Here is a 20,170-nt window from a genome sequence, read left to right as displayed (position 1 = left end):
TGATGTTGCTTAGCCCGCAGGCGTTTTTTTCGATTAAGCCAGAATCAGTTGCTTTCCAACATATGAATAATCTGGTTAGCAACCACTTTGGCACTTTGGTCGTCGGTGCGAATCGTCACATCAGCAATCTCTTCATAAAGAGGATTGCGTTCTTGAGCTAATGCTTCAAGAACTTCACGCGGTGGAGTCTCAACTTGCAGCAGTGGGCGCTTTTTATCACGCTGTGTACGAGCAAGCTGTTTTTCGATTGTGGTTTCAAGATACACCACAACTCCACGGGCGGAGAGACGGTTACGGGTCTCACGAGACTTCACAGAACCGCCGCCAGTTGCCAGCACGATGCCCTGTTTTTCAGTGAGTTCGTTGATGATTTTTTCTTCGCGATCGCGGAAGCCGTCTTCGCCTTCAACGTCGAATACCCAGCCCACATCAGCTCCGGTACGTTTCTCAATCTCTTGATCAGAATCGAAAAATTCCATATTGAGTTGCTGAGCTAACTGACGCCCAATAGTGCTTTTGCCGGCACCCATAGGCCCAACCAGAAAGATATTGCGTTTCTCTGCCATTTTTTCGGTACTACTAAGACAATTCGTTGATGATAAACCCGCCCTGTTACAACCAGGTGCAGCGGGACATGAACTGAAACCTCATAAGCGATAGTGCGAGAGTCAGACTGAAAATTATCTCAATACTCAAGGTAGTTTGGCAACCGATTATATTCCCCAGCGTTCTCATGAAGAAGAAAATACATAAATCAGGGTTATCTGTCACAGTCTTGAGCAGCCAGCCTCTCGAAACGGTACACCTTGTAAGCTAATTCCTCTCTGCCGTCAAACACCTGGGCGTCGTTTCAAAGAAAAACTCCACGATGGTGCAAGAAAACACTACGGAACAGGGATAAGTCGCGGTGTAATAAAGACCACTAACTCTCGGCGTTGGTGGTCTTTAGCATCATGGCGAAACAGACTCCCCACTAGTGGGATGGCACCCAGCAGAGGGACGCTATCACTGCTGTCTTTATTGTGCTGCTGGAAAATCCCGCCAAGAGCCAGGGTTTCACCGTTTTTCACCGCCACTACGGTTTCTATCTCCTGTTTGTCTATTGCCAATACTTCACCATCAGTCTGCTGAATACTTCGACCCGGCATGTTTTGGCTAATACGCAGTTTTAAACGAATGTTGCCATGCGGCTGAATAGTTGGCGTGACTTCCATCCCCAAAACCGCCTCTTTAAATTCGATTGAGGTCGCCCCGCTCTCACCGCTAGATACCTGATAAGGAATTTCAGTACCTTGTTTAATACTGGCAGGCTGCTGGTGCGCCGCCATCAGGCGAGGACTCGCAATAATCTCCAGTTGTTGCTGCTGTTCCAGAGCGGATAGCTCTAGCTCTAACAGCCGACCATCAATGCGGGCAATATTGAAACCGACTTTTGTGGTTGCGCTTGCGACGGAGAGATCGGCAGAGATTCCCGTAGGGTGGTAGATTTTGCTTTCCCCAGTTTGCTCCGCTGCTGACCATTTCACGCCCAGCTCACGCAGCTTATCCTGGTTGATCGTCACAATATGGGCTTCAATCTCTACCTGCCCAATCGGTAAATCCATTTCGGCAACCCAGGCAGCAATCTGTTTCAAGACATCTTTATTGTCATGCACAATCAGCCGGTTAGTTCGTTTATCTACCGTGGCATAGCCCTGGGCGCTTGTCAGTTTAGTTCCCGCCGATTTCAGCGCTGCGGCTAACTCTTCTACGTCAGCATGATGAGGAGCAAATACTTGCTGCAACATCGGTTGGTTGAGTGTGTGTTGTTTGCGCTGTTCCATCGCTAACGCTTGCTGCTCCCGAAGGCGGGCCTTAGGCAGAATCTGTATCACATTCCCGTCCTGCTGCTGGCTGAGTTCAGCGCTGTTGAGTACCAGTTGAAATGCCTGCTTCCACGGTACGTTTACTAAGTTGAGCGACAGCACACCTTCAACTCCAGGTGCAATCAGCAGGTTAACTCGTTGAGCTTCAGCCAGCGCCTGCAACACCTGGGTTATCGGCACGTCATCAAGCACCAGCGAAATACCTTTATCGGCCTGGCTTGCGAACGGCAGCACCAGTATCAAAAGTAATCCCCTCATCCATTGCATGTGTTTTTCCTTTTATTTCCCAGCGGTAAGAAAAGAGTGGGCAGCCGGGGCAAGTTTTGCGACCACAGCTCCTTCGCCCACACTTTCAATCTGCGCGCCTTTAAAGAGCACGCTATCTGGCTTAATACGCCGCCATACACCTTGAGGGTCGAGCATCAAAGCCGTACTGGTCTCAGTTGAATTGATAACGCCCTTTAACGTCCAACGCCCAAGTTGGGCAGACAGGCTTTCACAAGGCGAAATATGTGGCAGAAACGGGTTTGGTGGTATCGCCCACGCTGAGGAAATAACCAGAAAGACCAACCCACCAATGCTACGGTTCATCAGCGAACTCCATAGCCATCACCAGACTGAGCAACTCCCCTTGCGCCGTGATGGTGAACGAGTGGTTTGCCACAACACGATATTCGGCAAGCCGTATGAATAATCCCGGTAGTTTCTCCCATGGAACCAGCATGTTCAGCACTGCGCCTTTATCGTCAGGCTGCCACTTCACTAGCTGTCCTCCCGCTTGACTGACAAAGTCCGTCACGGAAAACAGCGGTGCCTTCAATGGCGAAACAGGTTGTTTAAGTTCAGCCAACTGCTGGATTTTGTGTCTTAACCGCGCCAGCTGTTGACTCATTTGCTCGCAGTGCGCTTGCAGCTGTTGAATCTGAGAGTTCTGCGGCAGTATCAGAAACAGCCCAGAGGCAAGCGCCGCCATGCTTGTTATGCAGGTAAACGTTGCAATGCGTATCCAACGCGCCCCACTTAGCCAGCGCTCAATGAACCCGTGCATTTTCCACCTCTGAAAGCATGAGTGTGACACCGAAGCCGTATCCACCTTGTGCTTCATGCTGAACCGCGCCTGCCTGAACGGCAGCAACACCGTCAAGCTGCGCGAGTACCTTTTCCAGCCTGTGCATATCATCCAGATCCGTTGCATGCCCCTTGAGCTCAAATCGCCCATTTTGCAGGGTCAGTGAGGACAGCCAGGAACCGGCAGGCAACCCCTCTGCCAGCCGAACCAATCGCTGCTCCCAAATTTGCACAGCCCGTTGCTGCACATCACGAATTTGCTGCAACTGCAGGAGTTTTCTTTGCTGCTCTTCGAACCCCAGCCGTTGCTGATAAAGGGTCTCTAATGCGGGGAGTGTATTTGCGAGGTATTCACTTTGAGTCTGGTGCTGACTGACTTTCCATGCCGTTAACTGCTGCCCGGCAAAAGCTATGAGGGGCACGAGTATTAAAACCAGAGCAAGTAAAACACTCCAACGGCGCACCTTCTGCTGGCGCAGCGTCTGGCGCCATGGCAACAAATTAATCAACGCGCTCATCGGGACACCCTGCCAATGGCCAGCCCTATCGCAACCGTAAATACTCCACCATGACGTGGCAACGGCGGTTGCAAGCGTGAAAGTGCGGACCACGCATCCAATGGTAAAACCCCCACCGGCTGTGACTCGGGCTGCGCGAAACTCAGCGCCACCTTCTCCGGCTCGGTTTTAAGTTGCTGGCACAAATCGCTAATCGTGGGTACGACATGGGTATCAGCCCATCCCCAACGTGGCGTGGTTTCGGTTGAAGCCCATAACCAGTGATGCTCTTCGCGATGCACCAAATACTCGCATTTCTCTAAATGACAGGGCGCAGTAAGCGCTGGCAATGCACTCGCGCCAGGGGTCAGAGTTGCCGGAAAAAGCTTTACCACTGCCAGACTTTTTATCAACGCAGCGACATCTGTCTGACGCGCAGCTACTATCAAATACGGGTCAGCAACATCTTGTGACGCTAAATAATCCCAGCACAATTGAGCGGGTGTCATTTGCAGCTGCCGGGCGGTTGTTGATGCGATATACGCGTCACTTGCAGGCTCAGCCAGACGTTTGTCAGGCGCGGGAATGGGGCGTTGCAATGTTCGCTGGGTTGGAAAAGAGACACGCAATTGATGGCGCACCGGCAATTCTTTTCGCCAGTCCAGCAAAGCGTTAGCGAATGCTTCCGTATTCATTAACAAACCATCGCGAAAGGTTCCTTCGGGCAAAGGAAGTTGCCACCAATGCCGAAGCTGCCACCCTTGCCGTTGGCGTTGAACCGCCACCGCACGCATGCTTGTATGTTGAATATCCAGGCCTATTTGCCAGGTTGCGAACATCATGATTACGATCTCCTTATCGCCGTGCGAGGAAAATGCCATACCAATGCCACTGGCTTGCCTTTATACTACCGCGCGGTTGTTTATAAACTGCCCAATGGAAACGTAATGGGAAATCTAAGGTGAAGTTCGTAAAGTATTTATTAATCCTTGCAGTGTGTTGCATTCTGCTGGGAGCAGGCTCGATCTTCGGGCTCTACAAATTTATTGAGCCGCAGTTGCCTGATGTCGCCACGCTTAAAGACGTGCGGCTCCAGATCCCAATGCAGGTTTATAGCGCTGATGGTGAGCTTATTGCTCAATACGGTGAGAAGCGCCGTATTCCGGTGACGCTCAATCAAATCCCGCCAGTGATGGTGAAAGCTTTTATTGCGACAGAAGACAGTCGCTTCTACGAACACCATGGTGTGGATCCTGTCGGGATCTTCCGTGCCGCCAGCGTGGCGCTGTTTTCTGGTCATGCATCTCAAGGTGCAAGTACCATCACGCAACAGCTGGCACGTAACTTCTTCTTGAGCCCTGAACGCACTCTGATGCGTAAGATAAAAGAAGTGTTCCTGGCGATTCGTATTGAGCAGTTGCTGACCAAAGATGAAATCCTCGAGTTATACCTCAACAAGATTTATCTCGGGTACCGCGCCTATGGTGTCGGGGCCGCAGCCCAGGTCTATTTTGGTAAGTCGATTGATCAGCTGACACTAAGCGAAATGGCGGTGATTGCCGGGTTGCCAAAAGCACCGTCAACTTTTAACCCGCTTTACTCAATGGACCGCGCCACTTCCCGTCGTAATGTCGTGTTATCGCGTATGTTGAGCGAAAACTACATTTCTCAGGCGCAATACGACGAGGCGCGTAACCAGCCAATCGACGCTAACTATCACGCGCCAGAAATCGCATTCTCTGCACCGTACCTTTCTGAGCTGGTGCGCCAGGATATGGTGGCGCGTTATGGCGAGAAAGCCTACGAAGATGGTTATAAGGTTTACACCACCATCACGCGTAAAACTCAGCAAGCCGCTCAACAAGCCGTACGCAATAACGTCATGGCTTACGATATGCGTCACGGTTACCGTGGCCCATCGAATGTGCTGTGGAAAGTAGGCGAAACCCCGTGGGATAAAACTAAGATTGTTGATTCGTTAAAGAATCTCCCCGTCTACGGCCCGCTGTTCCCTGCCGTGATTACTCAGGCAACCCCGGCGGAAGCGACAGCATTGATGGCTGATGGCAGCGCCGTTTCTATCAATATGGATGGAATGCGCTGGGCGCGCCCTTATCGTTCTGACACCGCACAAGGCCCAACGCCACGTAAAGTGACGGATGTGGTGCAGGCGGGGCAACAAATCTGGGTTCGTAAAGTTGATGAGAATTGGTGGCTTGGGCAAGTCCCGGACGTGAACTCAGCACTGGTTTCTATCAATCCACAGAACGGTGCTGTTGTGGCGTTGGTTGGTGGCTTTGACTTCAATCAGAGCAAATTCAACCGTGCCACTCAGGCATTGCGTCAGGTGGGTTCCAACATCAAACCGTTCCTTTACACCGCGGCAATGGATAAAGGCCTGACTCTGGCGAGCGTGCTGAACGATGTGCCGATTTCTCGCTGGGATGCCGGTGCCGGTTCCGACTGGCGTCCGAAAAACTCTCCACCAGAGTATGCAGGCCCAATCAGATTGCGTCAGGGCCTTGGCCAGTCGAAGAACGTGGTGATGGTGCGTGCGATGCGAGCTATGGGTGTTGACTACGCAGCAGAGTATCTGCAGCGCTTCGGCTTCCCTGCGCAGAACATTGTGCATACCGAATCTCTGGCACTTGGCTCGGCCTCCTTCACGCCGATGCAGGTCGCTCGCGGTTATTCCGTTATGGCTAACGGTGGTTTCCTGGTTGACCCGTACTACATCTCAAAAATTGAGAATGAAATTGGCGGCACGATCTTTGAAGCGAAGCCGAAAATCGCCTGCCCTGATTGCGATATTCCTGTGATTTACGGCGAAACACAGAAGTCTAACGTGCTGGAAAATCAGAATGTTGAAGACGTCGCGCAGTCTCAGGAACAGCAGAACGCCAGCGTTCCAATGCCGAAGCTTGAACAAGCCAATAGCGAACTGGTCGCCCAAAGCAGCCCGCCAGAGTACGCACCGCATGTCATTAACACGCCGTTGGCGTTCCTGATAAAAAGTGCGCTTAACTCCAATATTTATGGCGAACCCGGCTGGCAAGGCACCGGCTGGCGTGCAGGTCGTGACCTGAAGCGTAACGATATTGGCGGTAAAACCGGTACCACGAACAGCTCGAAAGACGCATGGTTCTCAGGTTACGGGCCAGGTGTGGTGACATCCGTATGGATTGGTTTTGACGATCACCGTCGTGATCTGGGACGGACATCCGCATCAGGTGCTATCAAAGATCAAATCTCGGGTTACGAAGGTGGGGCGAAGAGTGCTCAACCGGCATGGGATGACTTTATGAAAGTCGTTCTGGAAGGTGTACCAGAAGAACCGTTAACGCCGCCGCCGGGTATCGTCACCGTCAATATTGACCGTTATACAGGGCAATTGGCGAATGGCGGGAGTAGTCGTGCGGAGTACTTTATTGAAGGCACTCAACCTACGCAGCAGGCAGTGCATGAAGTGGGTACCACGATAATTGATAACGGCGAGAGCCACGAGTTGTTCTAGATCCTGACGTCGCCCGCCTCACTTGAGGCGGGTGAGTTAAAACGGGGTTACAAACGCCCCTGCTCTTTCAGCCATTCCCGCACTAAGAAAAGCGCACTTACATTTCGCGCTTCGCTAAAATCTTCCTCATCGAGCAAATCAAGCAGCGATTCCAGCGGCCAACGAACTTGCGGCAACTCTTCTGGCTCGTCACCTTCCAGCGATTCGGGATAGAGGTCTTCAGCAATAACAATGTTCATTTTGCTCGAGAAATAGGACGGTGCCATCGTCAGTTTTTTCAAGAATGTCAGCTGATTAGCGCCAAATCCAACCTCTTCTTTCAACTCACGGTTCGCTGCTTCAAAGACGGTTTCTCCTGGATCGATTAATCCTTTAGAGAACCCAAGCTCATAAGATTCGGTTCCAACAGCGTATTCACGAATCAAAATCACATGGTTATCGATGATAGGTACTATCATGACAGCTTCACGCGCAGACGGACGCATCCGCTCATAAACGCGGCGCACACCGTTGCTAAATTCCAGGTCCACCGTTTCGACATTAAACAGGCGTGAACGGGCCACGGTTTCAACATGTAAAATGGTCGGTTTTTGTAATGGTTTACTCATCGTGGCTGGGCTAACAGTAAATGCAGGTACGTCATTGTGCGGTATGCCACATATCTCACGCAATGAACATTCGTTATTATTTACATTTCTGTAACTTTAAGTGATTTTTCAAAGTCTCTGCTACATGTCAATAGGCTGTAATTGAAATAGGAATTTGCTGATATTTCTCGTAAAGTCGCTTTGCTAACATTATGTTACAGCACGCTATGTACAAAAAAATGTCTCAAGAATGGTGTCATGGCTGCCGATAAATACTTCTATGCCCTACATAATTTGAGTTTAATCGCGGCAGGAAGAGAACGAGTTTCGATAAACTAACGTGAGTATGTGACTCGGACGAGTGAATGTTGCCAACAGCTATCTCGTTTGACGTCCGTTGGATAAGCACCCGAATGCTGTCAGGGGTGCAACTTGCTGCGTTTTAATAAGAAAACGAGTGTTTGATGGGGAAAGCATGAGCACCTTATTACTTCTTTTAGCTGCTATGCTGGCCTGCATCTTAATTGCGGGGTGGCTAATTTGGCGCAGCCTGCGCTTACGCGCTCGAGTATCACAAGCACAATCATTTAGTGGCGCGACCTCACGCAAGCTGACCGCTGAAGAACGCGCCGCGGTTGAAAACTACATTGAATCTTTATCCCGCACGCAGGATATCGTGGGGCCCTCTGGCGCCAGTGCCGCGCCGACCAAACTGGTTCTCAATGCGTTGAGTAACACTGCGCTGTCGCTCACACGCTCCATCACCCGATATGGCTTATCCACAGACGATCCTAATAAGTGGCGTTATTACCTCGATTCTGTAGAAGTGCATCTTCCGCCATTCTGGGAACAATACATTACCAACGATAACTACGTTGAGTTGATTCGTACTGAAACCATGCCGTTAGTGATTTCCCTTAACGGGCATACCCTTATCGACTACAGCAGCGAAAACTTTGGTTTCGCTCTTGAGAAAAACCCTCACAGTCAGGCATCCATTCGCGGCGAAGAAAGCGAACAAATAGAGCTGCTGAATATCCGTCAGGAAACACCTGAAGAATACGCGCTAAGCCGTCCTGATGGGCTGCGCGAAGCCATTCTCATTTGTGTAGCTTTCATAATGCTGTTTTTGTGCCTCGTGACCCCATCGGTTGTTTTACCGTGGTTAGTGGGTGGTGCCTTTATGCTGCTGGCGGCAAGTCTGTGGGGTTTGTTCGCTCCTCCGACAAAAAATGCACTGCGTGAAGTCCACTGCTTACGTGGTACGCCTAAGCGTTGGGGACTTTTCGGTGAGTCGAATCAGGAACAGATTAACAATATCTCGTTAGGGATAATCGACCTGATTTACCCTGCACACTGGCAACCCTACATTGCTCAGGATCTTGGGCAAAAAACAGATATTGATATTTATCTCGACCGTCATGTGCTTCGCCAGGGGCGTTTTCTGTCTTTGCATGATGAAGTCCGCAACTTCCCGATTCAACATTGGGTGCGCAACCTGGTGATTGCCATGGGCAGCCTGTTGGTGCTGACAATGTTGACTGTCTGGGTTCCGTTAGAAATGCCGCTTAAACTGAGTATGTCCTGGTTGGAAGGCGCGCAAACTATCGAAGCCAAAACGGTGGCTGATCTCGATAAAAAAACGCTCCGGGTTGGCGACACGTTGAAAGTAAACGGTACGGGTATGTGTAATATCCACACGCCAGATAACTACACCGCACGTCAAACGTATCCGTTTACCCCATTTGATTGTTCACAAATCATCTGGAATACCGCTCCGGCTCTGCCGGTGCCAGAATCAGATATCATGGACAAAGCCACGGCATTGACGCAGGCCGTCAGCGGGCAAATTCATCCGCAGCCCAGCAATGACTCTAAAGTTAACCCACAGTTACGCAGTGCCATTCAGAAATCAGGCATGGTGTTACTGGATGATTTCGCTGGCATTGTTCTGAAAACCCAGGCGCTTTGCACCACTGATGACGAATGTATCCGGCTGAAAAATGCCCTGGTGAACCTGGGCAACACGAAAGATTGGGATACCCTGACCAAAAAAGCGGATTCAGGAAAACTCACCGGCGTGAATGTTCTGCTGCGTCCGGTCAGTGCCGAGTCGCTGGATAATCTGGTTACCACGTCTACAGCACCGTTCTTTATCCGAGAAACGTCTCGCGCGGCACAGGCTCTCAATAGCCCAGCGCCTGGCGGATATGTGATCATGAGTGACGAAGGCAGCGACCTGGTAGACCAACCTTTACCACCGGTTCCGTTGTATGACATTCCGGCGCAGGAACAATGGACGGAGTTCCAACGGCTAGCCGATATGCTTCTCAAAACACCGTTTAAAGCCGAAGGAATTATTACGGGCATTCGACAAGATGCGAACGGGACGAAGCATATTTCACTGCACCGGGTCCCGGACAGCAGCGGCCTGTGGAGTTACATCAGTACCACGCTACTGCTTATCGGTATGATTGTTTGTCTACTCGTTAACGGTGCGCTGGCAATTTGTCGATATCGCCGCAGCCGCAACCGTCTGGCGCAAATCCAGCAGTACTATGACAACTGCATGAATCCATCGCTGACCGCGATCTCCGCTGTACGCCCGCTGTTCTAAACTTCGCGTGACAGGTTGTGCTAACCTGTCACGCAGTCTCTTTTAATCAGGCCAAGACCCCTATGCATATTGATATTGCCTGGCAAGATGTCGATACCGTCTTGCTGGATATGGACGGCACGTTGTTGGATCTCGCGTTCGATAATCACTTCTGGCAAAAACTGGTACCAGAATGTGTCAGTCAGCAAAGAGCGATTCCACTTGATGAAGCACATCAGCTGATTCGTCAGGAATATCACGCCGTGCAACATACACTAAACTGGTACTGTCTGGATTACTGGAGTGAGCGTCTGGGTTTGGATATTTGTGCGATGACAACCGCGCAAGGGCCAAACGCAGTGTTACGTGAAGATACCGTTCCGTTCCTTGACGCCCTGAAATCCTGCGGGAAGCGCCGCATTTTATTGACGAACGCGCATCCACATAATCTGGCGGTCAAACTCGAACATACAGGTTTAGCTCAGCACCTTGATTTATTACTTTCCACCCACACATTTGGTTATCCGAAAGAAGATCAGCGGTTGTGGCAGGCTGTTGCTGAACATACCGGGCTGGAACCTGAGAGAACGCTGTTTATCGATGATAGCGAACCGATTCTGGATTCCGCCGCGAAGTTCGGCATTCGCTATTGTCTGGGTGTGACCAATCCCGATTCAGGCCAGTCCGACAAAACCTATCAACGCCATCCTGCATTGAACGACTATCGCCGGCTACTCCCGAAGTTGATGTTTAAGGAGTCGTGATGAAAGAAAAATCGTCTGAAGGTGTGCGTCTCGACAAATGGCTGTGGGCGGCGCGGTTTTATAAAACCCGCGCGATTGCCCGGGAAATGGTAGAGGGCGGCAAGGTGCATTACAACGGCCAGCGCAGCAAGCCGAGTAAAATCGTTGAGCTGAATGCCATGCTGACGCTACGCCAGGGAAATGACGAGAAAACTGTCAAAGTACTGGCTGTCACTGAGCAGCGTCGCCCGGCCACGGATGCCTCGCAGCTATATGAAGAGACAGCAGAAAGTATTACTAAGCGGGAAAAAGTGGCGCTGGCACGCAAGATGAATGCGCTGACTATGCCCCACCCCGACCGTCGCCCCGATAAAAAAGAGCGTCGCGATTTGATGAAATTTAAACACGGTGGCAACGAATAGTTGCTATCTGAATGAGAGAAAACTATGGCTCAACAAGACCAATTACATCGTTACCTGTTTGAAAACTTCGCCGTGCGCGGTGAACTGGTAACGGTTTCCGACACCTGGCAGCACATCATGGAAAACCATGATTATCCTGCTCCCGTTAAAACGATTCTCGGTGAATTGCTGGTCGCCACCAGCCTGCTGACTGCAACCCTAAAATTTGACGGCGATATTACCGTGCAATTGCAGGGTGACGGCCCAATGAGCCTGGCAGTGATTAACGGCAATAATAACCAGCAAATGCGCGGTGTTGCGCGTTTTAAAGGTGAAATCCCTGCTGATGCGGACTTGAAAACTCTGGTGGGCAACGGCTATCTGGTGATCACGATTACGCCAGCTGAAGGCGAGCGCTATCAAGGCGTCGTAGGGCTTGAAGGCGATACTCTGGCAGCGTGTCTGGAAGATTACTTCTTACGTTCCGAGCAGTTACCGACGCGCCTGTTCATCCGCACCGGCGATGTTGAAGGCAAACCTGCTGCAGGCGGCATGCTGTTGCAAGTTCTGCCAGCACAAGATGCTCAGGCAGATGATTTCAATCACCTGGCAGCACTGACCGAAACCATCAAGGCTGAAGAGTTGTTGACGTTACCGGCCAACGATGTGCTGTGGCGCTTGTACCACGAAGAAGAAGTGACGCTTTACGATCCGCAGACGGTCGAATTTAAATGTACGTGTTCACGTGAACGCTGTGCCGATGCACTAAAAACTCTGCCTGATGAAGAAGTAAACAGCATTATTGCAGACGAAGGTGAAATCGACATGAACTGTGATTATTGCGGCAACCATTACGTGTTCAATTCCATGGACATCGCTGAGATCCGCAACAACGCCTCCCCGGCAGATCCTCAGGTTCATTGATTTCCTGACCTCACTTTAGCCTTCTCCCTCTCCTGGGGGAGGTCTGTCACGGTGAGATCTGTTTGCTTCACCGGTTTTCCGTTCACCCGTGCGACTGATTATCTCTGTAACCGTCGTTAACGGTGAACGTGCCAGGAGGATTACGCCATCCTCCTGGCGACCTCGGCGCCCGGTTTTAAATTGCCGCTTCGCGGTAAACCCCAGCTTATCCCCAACGTTCAGGGTCGTTCGCGACTCGTTCCCTACGATCGCTCACTGGCGTGGTTCCCGACCACGCTCACTGGCGTGGTTCCCGACCACGCCACCCTGACTTATGGGGAACACTGGGGCAATTTATACCGGGGACAAGGTCAAAACCGTTTCGGCTTTTGAACTTAGGTTTTGACGTTGACTTTGGGTCCGGCTTAAATCGCGCCGTTTTTTGCCCTTCAGTCGGGGTTGAGCCGCCGGGAGCGGCGAAAGAGAGCGATCGTCGGGAACGAATCGCGAACGACCCTGAATGTTGGGTGAAAAACGGTGTTTACCGCGTAGCGGCGATTTATTTGCCGGGAGTCGGGGTCCATAGGGGAGCGACGGTTCCCCTATGACGTTCACCGGTTCGGTGACTGCATATATCGAAAGGCTTCGGGTGAACGGAAACTTCACCGCTTCCGACATAAACAACCCATGCTTGTCTCAAAGATGTGACTAAGAGACAGCCGGAGTGAGGCATTCAGACTCAAAGTGTTTCATCATTTGCACACGAATGCGCTCTCGCTCACACCTCGTCCGTTAATCGCACTATTTTTTAACATATTCAGAATATTTTCCCTGCCGAGCCAGCATTTCCTGCCATACTCTCACCCCGTTGCGACTCGCTTCACAGCGTTTTCCGCTATATGGATTCGAGTGGATGCTCAAATCTATGATAAGTGTCGCGGTTAACAACCCATAAACAACCCTACAATATTAAGCAGTACAAATTGGCTAAGGAGCAGTGAAATGCGAGTTAAAGGCATAACCCCGCAAGATCTCAAGGCTTATGGAATTCATGACGCAAGTGAAGTGATTTATAACCCTGATTACGACACGTTGTACCGCGAGGAACTCAATCCCAACCTGCAAGGTTTTGAGCGCGGCATAGAAACAAACCTCGGTGCGATTGCTGTTGATACCGGTATTTTTACCGGCCGTTCCCCGAAAGATAAGTACATTGTCCGTGACGACACGACGCGCGATACCCTCTGGTGGGCAGACACTGGCGAGGGTAAAAACGATAATAAACCGCTTAGCGAAGAAACCTGGCAGCATCTGAAAGGACTCGTCACCCAACAACTCTCTGGCAAACGCCTCTTTATTATTGATGCTTTCTGCGGTGCTAACGCGGATACCCGCCTCTCCGTACGTTTTATTACCGAAGTGGCCTGGCAGGCTCATTTCGTTAAGAACATGTTCATCCGTCCAACTGACGAAGAGTTAGAAACCTTCAAAGCTGACTTTGTGGTGATGAATGGTGCGAAATGCACTAACCCACAATGGAAAGAGCAGGGATTGAACTCTGAAAACTTCATCGCTTTTAATCTGACCGAGCGCGTGCAATTGATTGGCGGGACCTGGTACGGCGGCGAAATGAAGAAAGGCATGTTCTCTATCATGAACTACCTGCTGCCGTTGAAAGGCATTGCTTCTATGCACTGCTCGGCAAACGTCGGTGAGAAAGGTGATGTGGCGGTGTTCTTTGGTCTGTCCGGCACCGGCAAAACTACGCTATCTACCGACCCAAAACGCCGCCTGATTGGCGATGACGAACATGGCTGGGACGATGACGGCGTGTTCAATTTTGAAGGCGGTTGCTACGCGAAAACCATTCGTTTATCCAAAGAAGCAGAACCGGAAATCTTTAACGCGATTCGCCGTGATGCACTGCTGGAAAACGTAACCGTTCGCGATGACGGTTCTATCGATTTTGATGACGGTTCCAAAACCGAAAACACCCGTGTTTCCTACCCGATTTACCATATCGATAACATCGTTAAACCGGTCTCTAAAGCGGGTCACGCCAACAAAGTTATCTTCCTGACCGCTGATGCCTTTGGTGTTCTGCCTCCGGTTTCCCGTCTGACGGCAAATCAAACGCAGTACCACTTCCTGTCGGGCTTTACCGCTAAACTGGCGGGTACTGAACGCGGCGTGACTGAACCCACCCCGACTTTCTCAGCCTGTTTCGGCGCTGCATTCTTGTCTCTGCATCCGACACAATATGCAGAAGTGCTGGTGAAACGCATGCAAGCGGCGGGTGCTCAGGCTTATCTGGTTAACACCGGCTGGAACGGCACCGGCAAACGTATTTCTATCAAAGATACGCGCGCGATTATTGATGCCATTCTGGATGGTTCTCTGGACGACACCGAAACCTTCACGCTGCCAATCTTTGGCCTTGCTGTTCCAACAGAACTGGAAGGCGTTGATAGCCATATCCTGGACCCACGGAACACTTACGCATCACCAGAAATGTGGCAGGAAAAATCCGAGCAACTGGCTACGTTGTTTATCGAAAACTTCGAGAAATACACCGACACCCCTGCGGGGGCAGCGCTTGTTAGTGCTGGGCCGAAGATTTAATTCGACCTGACCTAAAAACTAAAAAGCCTTCCCTGCTGGGAAGGCTTTTTTTATTCCCTCTCACCATTGAGAGGTTGAGGAGACTTCTTCATCGGTACTGGCAGATAAGCCCGTATCCGCAAACCGCCCCGCTCGCTAACGCCGATATCCAACAAGCCGTTATGGTTGTCGATAATGCGCTGCACGATGGCCAGCCCCAAACCGGTTCCGCTGGTGCTACGCGCGCTATCGCCACGCACAAAAGGCTGGAACAGGTGCTTAAGCTGGTCAGGTTTAATCCCTGGGCCGTCATCTTCCACCTGGAACCAGGCGCGGTTTAGCTCGCCGCCACTGCTGACTTTAATCCAACCATTACCGTATCGCGCCGCGTTCACTACCATATTCGCGGCTGCGCGTTTGATGGATAACGGATGGATGTTAACCAGCAATTCACCAGCTTGCAGATCGGTATCAATTTCGCGCTCATAGCCACTTTCTGCGGCCACCACTTCACCCAATACACTATTGAGATCGGCAATTTCCAGCGGCATCTCTTGCCCGGTACGCAGGTAATCGATGAACTGCTCGATTATCGCATTACACTCTTCGATATCTTTGTTAATCGATTCAGAGAGATAGCCATCCTCTTCACTCATCATCTCTGTTGCCAGACGAATACGAGTAAGCGGCGTGCGCAAATCGTGGCTGACCCCCGCCATTAATAACGTGCGGTCATCGGCGAGCTGTTTCACACCTGCGGCCATATGGTTGAAGGCCCGGGTCACTGAACGCACCTCCGACGCGCCATATTCGCGCAATGGCGGCGGAATAATGCCTTTACCGACTTGCAAAGCGGCATGCTCAAGGTCAACCAAGGGTCGGTTCTGAATACGAATAAACAGCCACGCACCACCAATCGCGAGCAACATTATTGCAAGCGTATAGCGGAACAGCGGCGAGAAATCGCCCTGATGAATTTCCGTCAGGGGGACACGAACCCAGATATTTGGCGACAGCCACGTCTTCAGCCAGACAACTGGCGAGCTCTTGTTAACCTCAACACGCACTTCTGTTGGGCCACCCAATTGCTGCGCCATTTGATGGCTGAGGAATTCGTAATGCTGCGCCCAGCGCAAACCCGCGTCTTCCGCCGCTTCATTGGAATACAGAGAAATTCCCAACTCACGGTAGATTTCACGCCGAAATGCAGGCGGAACCACCAGTTGCGTACCATCTTCGAGTTGCAGTTTATCGGTCATGAGCATACGGACTTCGTAAGCCAATACCTTATTAAACTGCTGCAAGCTCGGCAGAATGGCGAAGTTCAACACCACAAGATAGGTCGTCACCAGGCTGACGAACAGCAAGGTGACGATCAATAACAGCGTGCGGGCAAACGAGCTTCTGGGGGAGAAGCGGACTCGCCTCATGCCTTAGAACCGTCCGGCACAAATACGTAGCCCAGACCCCATACGGTCTGGATGTAGCGTGGGTGCGCAGGGTCTTCTTCAACCATGCGGCGCAGACGAGAAATCTGCACATCGATAGAGCGTTCCATCGCGCTGTACTCACGGCCACGCGCCAGGTTCATCAATTTATCGCGTGACAACGGCTCACGCGGATGGCTCACCAGCGCTTTCAGCACCGCGAACTCGCCACTGGTTAATGGCATAGGCTCGTCTTCACGGAACATCTCACGAGTACCGAGGTTCAGCTTAAACTTACCAAAGGCAATAACCGCTTCTTCCTGAGAAGGTGCACCTGGCAGTTCGTTAGCCTGACGACGCAGAACGGCACGGATTCGGGCCAGCAGTTCGCGTGGGTTAAATGGTTTTGGAATGTAGTCGTCAGCACCAATTTCCAGCCCCACGATACGGTCAACTTCTTCGCCTTTCGCGGTAACCATAATGATTGGCATTGGGTTGCTTTGGCTGCGCAGACGGCGGCAGATAGACAAGCCATCTTCGCCCGGCAACATCAGGTCAAGTACCATCAGGTGGAAGGATTCACGGGTTAACAGGCGATCCATCTGTTCTGCGTTAGCAACGCTACGGACCTGGAAGCCTTGTTCGGTGAGATAACGTTCAAGCAGCGCACGTAAGCGCATGTCGTCATCCACGACCAGAATCTTATAGTTCTCTTGCATTCTTATACTCCCAAAGGCTCGAACAGTGAGTGCGTATTCTTAAAAAACTGCGGCGTTACGACCAGTCAAATCTGGTATATATTCTAGTCGAAATTGTTACAAAGCATATTAAACAGATGGTTATAGACTCTTTTTAACCAAAAATGATGACTTGGTTCGCAAATTTCTGGGATTGCCATCACCCTGATATTTCGGTTTAAATCACCTTTATTGTGCTACTCATTCAAGGCTTGATGATGAAAACGCCATTAATTACCCGCGAAGGCTATGAAAAGCTAAAACAAGAAAAGGACGCTTTGTGGCGAGAAGAGCGTCCGGAGGTGACAAAAAAGGTCACCTGGGCGGCAAGTCTTGGCGATCGCAGTGAAAATGCCGACTACCAGTACAACAAAAAAAGACTGCGAGAAATAGATCGCAGAGTGCGATATCTCACGAAATGCCTCGAACAATTGAAAATTGTCGACTATTCCCCGCAGCAAGAAGGAAAAGTGTTCTTTGGCGCGTGGGTGGAAATTGAAAACGACGACGGAAATCAGCTGCGTTTTCGTATCGTGGGGTATGACGAAATCTTTGGGCGCAAAGATTACATCTCTATCGACTCCCCGATGGCTCGCGCCCTACTGAAAAAAGAAGTGGGCGACCTCGCCATTGTGCAAACACCCGCAGGTGAAGCGCAGTGGTACGTCAATAATATCGAGTATGTGAAATAGCCCACAGGCCAGTACCAGAAGCGTCTGATTCGTTATCTCTCGGGCGCTGCGACTGGCATTTCCCCCCTCCAATCCGTATAACTATGCCTTGAAATTTCTACCTGGACAGATGACAAACCCATGATGAATGATTCACTCTGCCGCATTATCGCCAGCGAGCTAAAAGCCAAAAATGAACAGGTTGATGCCGCCGTTCGCCTGCTGGATGAAGGGAATACCGTGCCGTTTATTGCACGTTATCGTAAGGAAGTCACCGGCGGGCTGGACGACACTCAACTGCGTCAGTTGGAGACTCGTCTGGGCTATCTGCGCGAACTCGAAGATCGCCGCCAGACCATCCTCAAATCCATTACCGAACAAGGTAAATTGAGTGACGAACTCGCCGCGGCCATCAATGGCACGCTGAGCAAAACCGAGCTCGAAGACCTCTATTTACCGTATAAGCAAAAACGTCGTACGCGCGGACAAATTGCGATTGAAGCCGGTCTTGAGCCACTGGCTGAATTGCTCTGGAACGAGCCGTCACACACACCAGAAGAAGAAGCCACCCGTTTCGTTGATGCCGACAAAGGTGTTGCTGATACCAAAGCCGCCCTCGATGGCGCACGCTATATTCTGATGGAGCGCTTTGCCGAAGATGCGGCGCTGCTGGCAAAAGTGCGTAATTATCTGTGGAAGAACGCGCATCTGGTTGCCAATGTGGTGAGCGGTAAAGAAGAGGAAGGCGCGAAATTCCGCGACTACTTCGACCATCACGAACCGATTGCCACCGTTCCCTCTCACCGCGCGCTCGCCATGTTCCGTGGCCGCAACGAAGGTATTTTGCAGCTCGCGCTGAATGCCGATCCTCAGCACGACGAGCCACCGCGTGAAAGCTATTGCGAACAGCTGATTATCGACCATCTTGGTTTACGTCTGAGCAATGCTCCGGCAGATGCCTGGCGTCGTGCCGTAGTGAGCTGGACCTGGCGTATCAAAGTGCTGATGCACCTTGAAACTGAGCTGATGGGTACCGTGCGCGAACGCGCCGAAGACGAAGCAATCAACGTTTTCGCCCGCAACCTGCACGACTTATTGATGGCGGCACCGGCTGGCCTGCGTGCGACTATGGGCCTCGATCCAGGTCTGCGTACCGGCGTGAAAGTGGCGGTGGTGGATTCAACCGGCAAACTGGTCGCCTTCGACACCATCTACCCGCACACCGGGCAGGCAGCGAAAGCCGCCGTCGTCGTTGCAGCACTGTGTGAGAAATACAACGTCGAGTTGGTTGCCATCGGCAACGGCACGGCATCGCGTGAAACCGAACGTTTCTTCCTCGATGTGCAAGAACAATTCCCGAAAGTCACCGCGCAAAAAGTGATTGTCAGTGAAGCGGGTGCCTCGGTGTATTCCGCATCGGAACTGGCGGCGCTGGAGTTCCCTGACTTAGATGTATCGATTCGTGGCGCGGTTTCTATTGCCCGTCGCCTGCAAGATCCGCTGGCAGAGTTAGTGAAAATCGACCCGAAATCTATCGGTGTGGGCCAGTATCAGCACGATGTTAGCCAGTCGCAGTTGGCGAAGAAGCTGGATGCGGTCGTCGAAGACTGCGTAAACGCCGTGGGCGTGGATCTGAATACCGCGTCGGTACCATTGTTAACTCGCGTCGCGGGTTTAACGCGCATGATGGCGCAGAACATCGTCAACTGGCGTGATGAAAATGGCCGTTTCCAGAACCGCCAACAGTTGCTTAAAGTCAGCCGTTTAGGGCCGAAAGCCTTCGAGCAGTGTGCGGGCTTCCTGCGCATAAACCATGGTGATAACCCGCTGGATGCCTCAACGGTTCACCCGGAAGCGTATCCGGTTGTCGAGCGTATCCTGGCCGCGACCGAACAAGCATTGCAGGACTTGATGGGTAACGGTGAAGCGTTGCGCGGCCTGAGCGCCCGTGAATTTACCGACGAACGTTTCGGCGTACCAACAGTTACCGACATCATCAAAGAGCTGGAAAAACCAGGCCGAGATCCTCGTCCTGAGTTCAAAACCGCGAAGTTTGCTGATGGCGTAGAAACCATGAACGACCTGACGCCTGGCATGGTGCTGGAAGGCGCAGTCACTAACGTGACCAATTTTGGCGCGTTTGTAGATATTGGCGTTCATCAGGATGGTTTAGTTCATATCTCCTCGCTCTCAGACAAATTCATCGATGACCCACACAAAGTGGTGAAAGCCGGCGATATCGTCAAAGTGAAAGTGATGGAAGTGGACCTGGCGCGTAAGCGTATTGCGCTCACGATGCGTCTTGATGAGCAGCCAGGCGAGTCCAACCGCCGTGGTAGTGCACCGCGTGAGCAAAACGAACGCCGTCCGGCACAACAGCAGAAACCTCGTGGGCGTGATAACGCCGCAAGTAGTAGCGGTAACTCTGCGATGAGTGACGCTCTGGCCGCGGCATTAGGCAAGAAACGCTAATACACGTTGTTAATTCCGCTCTCTCCTCTTAACCCGGAGAGAGCGGAAAAAGTCTGATTTAATAATTTGCGGCAGATCAATTTTCACC

The 20,170-nt window shown here is 51.4% G+C and carries 17 protein-coding genes; 8 read left to right on the top strand and 9 right to left on the bottom strand.

Going from position 1 to position 20,170, the window contains the following annotated elements; genetic code table 11:
- Window positions 1-44: 44 nt before the first annotated feature.
- The 6 genes from aroK to RHD99_RS01545 all read right to left on the bottom strand — a co-directional run bounded on the left by aroK (window position 45) and on the right by RHD99_RS01545 (window position 4,272).
- Window positions 45-566 carry a shikimate kinase AroK gene (gene aroK, locus RHD99_RS01570; RefSeq protein WP_064542836.1) on the bottom strand — a complete coding sequence of 174 codons (522 nt, stop codon included), beginning with the start codon at window positions 564-566 and terminating at the stop codon, window positions 45-47.
- A 318-nt stretch (window positions 567-884) separates the two neighbouring features.
- Window positions 885-2,132: a type IV pilus secretin PilQ gene (pilQ, locus tag RHD99_RS01565; RefSeq protein WP_309877258.1), complete on the bottom strand. Its 1,248-nt coding sequence runs from the start codon at window positions 2,130-2,132 to the stop codon at window positions 885-887.
- A 12-nt stretch (window positions 2,133-2,144) separates the two neighbouring features.
- On the bottom strand, window positions 2,145-2,456 hold the full coding sequence (locus RHD99_RS01560; RefSeq protein ID WP_309877257.1) for a hypothetical protein: 312 nt from the start codon (window positions 2,454-2,456) through the stop codon (window positions 2,145-2,147).
- Window positions 2,446-2,913 carry a HofO family protein gene (locus RHD99_RS01555; RefSeq protein WP_309877256.1) on the bottom strand — a complete coding sequence of 156 codons (468 nt, stop codon included), beginning with the start codon at window positions 2,911-2,913 and terminating at the stop codon, window positions 2,446-2,448. The genes RHD99_RS01560 and RHD99_RS01555 overlap by 11 nt, the downstream gene beginning before the upstream one ends.
- Complete coding sequence (locus RHD99_RS01550) at window positions 2,897-3,451, bottom strand: PilN domain-containing protein (RefSeq protein WP_309877255.1); 555 nt, start codon at window positions 3,449-3,451, stop codon at window positions 2,897-2,899. Before RHD99_RS01550 ends, RHD99_RS01555 begins: the two co-directional genes overlap by 17 nt.
- Entirely contained in the window at window positions 3,448-4,272 is an 825-nt protein-coding gene (locus tag RHD99_RS01545) for a type IV pilus biogenesis protein PilM (RefSeq protein WP_309877254.1), read from the bottom strand. Before RHD99_RS01545 ends, RHD99_RS01550 begins: the two co-directional genes overlap by 4 nt.
- A 119-nt stretch (window positions 4,273-4,391) precedes the next feature.
- On the opposite strand from RHD99_RS01545, the gene mrcA reads away from it, so the two are divergent.
- The gene (gene mrcA / locus RHD99_RS01540; RefSeq protein ID WP_309877253.1) at window positions 4,392-6,944 is read left to right on the top strand and encodes a peptidoglycan glycosyltransferase/peptidoglycan DD-transpeptidase MrcA; all 2,553 of its coding nucleotides are present in this window, start codon (window positions 4,392-4,394) and stop codon (window positions 6,942-6,944) included.
- Window positions 6,945-6,991: 47 nt separating this feature from the next.
- On the opposite strand, the gene nudE is transcribed toward mrcA, so the two are convergent.
- Complete coding sequence (gene nudE / locus RHD99_RS01535; RefSeq protein ID WP_309877252.1) at window positions 6,992-7,552, bottom strand: ADP compounds hydrolase NudE; 561 nt, start codon at window positions 7,550-7,552, stop codon at window positions 6,992-6,994.
- A gap of 454 nt (window positions 7,553-8,006) precedes the next feature.
- On the opposite strand from nudE, the gene RHD99_RS01530 reads away from it, so the two are divergent.
- From RHD99_RS01530 to pckA, 5 genes are all read left to right on the top strand, one after another.
- A complete protein-coding gene (locus RHD99_RS01530; protein ID WP_309877251.1) occupies window positions 8,007-10,148 on the top strand; it encodes an intracellular growth attenuator family protein in 2,142 nt (713 codons plus the stop codon).
- Window positions 10,149-10,210: 62 nt separating this feature from the next.
- On the top strand, window positions 10,211-10,891 hold the full coding sequence (gene yrfG / locus RHD99_RS01525) for a GMP/IMP nucleotidase (RefSeq protein ID WP_183272303.1): 681 nt from the start codon (window positions 10,211-10,213) through the stop codon (window positions 10,889-10,891).
- Window positions 10,891-11,292, top strand: coding sequence for a ribosome-associated heat shock protein Hsp15 (gene hslR, locus RHD99_RS01520; RefSeq protein WP_183272302.1), 402 nt, complete (start codon window positions 10,891-10,893; stop codon window positions 11,290-11,292). Before yrfG ends, hslR begins: the two co-directional genes overlap by 1 nt.
- 24 nt (window positions 11,293-11,316) lie before the next feature.
- Window positions 11,317-12,195, top strand: coding sequence for an Hsp33 family molecular chaperone HslO (hslO, locus tag RHD99_RS01515; RefSeq protein ID WP_270142387.1), 879 nt, complete (start codon window positions 11,317-11,319; stop codon window positions 12,193-12,195).
- 981 nt (window positions 12,196-13,176) lie between these two features.
- A complete protein-coding gene (gene pckA / locus RHD99_RS01510) occupies window positions 13,177-14,796 on the top strand; it encodes a phosphoenolpyruvate carboxykinase (ATP) (RefSeq protein WP_183272300.1) in 1,620 nt (539 codons plus the stop codon).
- Window positions 14,797-14,846: 50 nt separating this feature from the next.
- Here pckA and envZ read toward each other — a convergent pair whose 3' ends face one another.
- Both envZ and ompR read right to left on the bottom strand, forming a co-directional pair.
- Window positions 14,847-16,205 carry a two-component system sensor histidine kinase EnvZ gene (gene envZ / locus RHD99_RS01505; protein ID WP_183272299.1) on the bottom strand — a complete coding sequence of 453 codons (1,359 nt, stop codon included), beginning with the start codon at window positions 16,203-16,205 and terminating at the stop codon, window positions 14,847-14,849.
- Entirely contained in the window at window positions 16,202-16,921 is a 720-nt protein-coding gene (ompR, locus tag RHD99_RS01500; RefSeq protein ID WP_001157751.1) for an osmolarity response regulator transcription factor OmpR, read from the bottom strand. Before ompR ends, envZ begins: the two co-directional genes overlap by 4 nt.
- A gap of 236 nt (window positions 16,922-17,157) precedes the next feature.
- On the opposite strand from ompR, the gene greB reads away from it, so the two are divergent.
- Complete coding sequence (gene greB / locus RHD99_RS01495; RefSeq protein ID WP_183272298.1) at window positions 17,158-17,631, top strand: transcription elongation factor GreB; 474 nt, start codon at window positions 17,158-17,160, stop codon at window positions 17,629-17,631.
- Between the two features lie 120 nt (window positions 17,632-17,751).
- Window positions 17,752-20,082, top strand: a complete 2,331-nt coding sequence (locus tag RHD99_RS01490; protein ID WP_309877250.1) for a Tex family protein — start codon at window positions 17,752-17,754, stop codon at window positions 20,080-20,082.
- The last annotated feature ends 88 nt before the right edge of the window (window positions 20,083-20,170 follow it).

The sequence above is a fragment of the Buttiauxella selenatireducens genome (assembly GCF_031432975.1).
GTDB lineage: Bacteria > Pseudomonadota > Gammaproteobacteria > Enterobacterales > Enterobacteriaceae > Buttiauxella > Buttiauxella selenatireducens.
This window is presented reverse-complemented; position numbering and strand designations above follow the sequence as displayed.

Bases quoted from the DNA above. Each gene is read 5' to 3' on its own strand.
- hslO (WP_270142387.1), top strand. From the start codon at position 11,317: ATGGCTCAACAAGACCAATTACATCGTTACCTGTTTGAAAACTTCGCC.
- RHD99_RS01490 (WP_309877250.1), top strand. From the start codon at position 17,752: ATGATGAATGATTCACTCTGCCGCATTATCGCCAGCGAGCTAAAAGCC.
- greB (WP_183272298.1), top strand. From the start codon at position 17,158: ATGAAAACGCCATTAATTACCCGCGAAGGCTATGAAAAGCTAAAACAA.
- nudE (WP_309877252.1), bottom strand. From the start codon at position 7,552: ATGAGTAAACCATTACAAAAACCGACCATTTTACATGTTGAAACCGTG.
- RHD99_RS01555 (WP_309877256.1), bottom strand. From the start codon at position 2,913: ATGCACGGGTTCATTGAGCGCTGGCTAAGTGGGGCGCGTTGGATACGC.
- RHD99_RS01530 (WP_309877251.1), top strand. From the start codon at position 8,007: ATGAGCACCTTATTACTTCTTTTAGCTGCTATGCTGGCCTGCATCTTA.
- RHD99_RS01560 (WP_309877257.1), bottom strand. From the start codon at position 2,456: ATGAACCGTAGCATTGGTGGGTTGGTCTTTCTGGTTATTTCCTCAGCG.
- yrfG (WP_183272303.1), top strand. From the start codon at position 10,211: ATGCATATTGATATTGCCTGGCAAGATGTCGATACCGTCTTGCTGGAT.
- aroK (WP_064542836.1), bottom strand. From the start codon at position 566: ATGGCAGAGAAACGCAATATCTTTCTGGTTGGGCCTATGGGTGCCGGC.
- hslR (WP_183272302.1), top strand. From the start codon at position 10,891: ATGAAAGAAAAATCGTCTGAAGGTGTGCGTCTCGACAAATGGCTGTGG.
- RHD99_RS01545 (WP_309877254.1), bottom strand. From the start codon at position 4,272: ATGATGTTCGCAACCTGGCAAATAGGCCTGGATATTCAACATACAAGC.
- RHD99_RS01550 (WP_309877255.1), bottom strand. From the start codon at position 3,451: ATGAGCGCGTTGATTAATTTGTTGCCATGGCGCCAGACGCTGCGCCAG.
- pilQ (WP_309877258.1), bottom strand. From the start codon at position 2,132: ATGCAATGGATGAGGGGATTACTTTTGATACTGGTGCTGCCGTTCGCA.
- ompR (WP_001157751.1), bottom strand. From the start codon at position 16,921: ATGCAAGAGAACTATAAGATTCTGGTCGTGGATGACGACATGCGCTTA.
- envZ (WP_183272299.1), bottom strand. From the start codon at position 16,205: ATGAGGCGAGTCCGCTTCTCCCCCAGAAGCTCGTTTGCCCGCACGCTG.
- pckA (WP_183272300.1), top strand. From the start codon at position 13,177: ATGCGAGTTAAAGGCATAACCCCGCAAGATCTCAAGGCTTATGGAATT.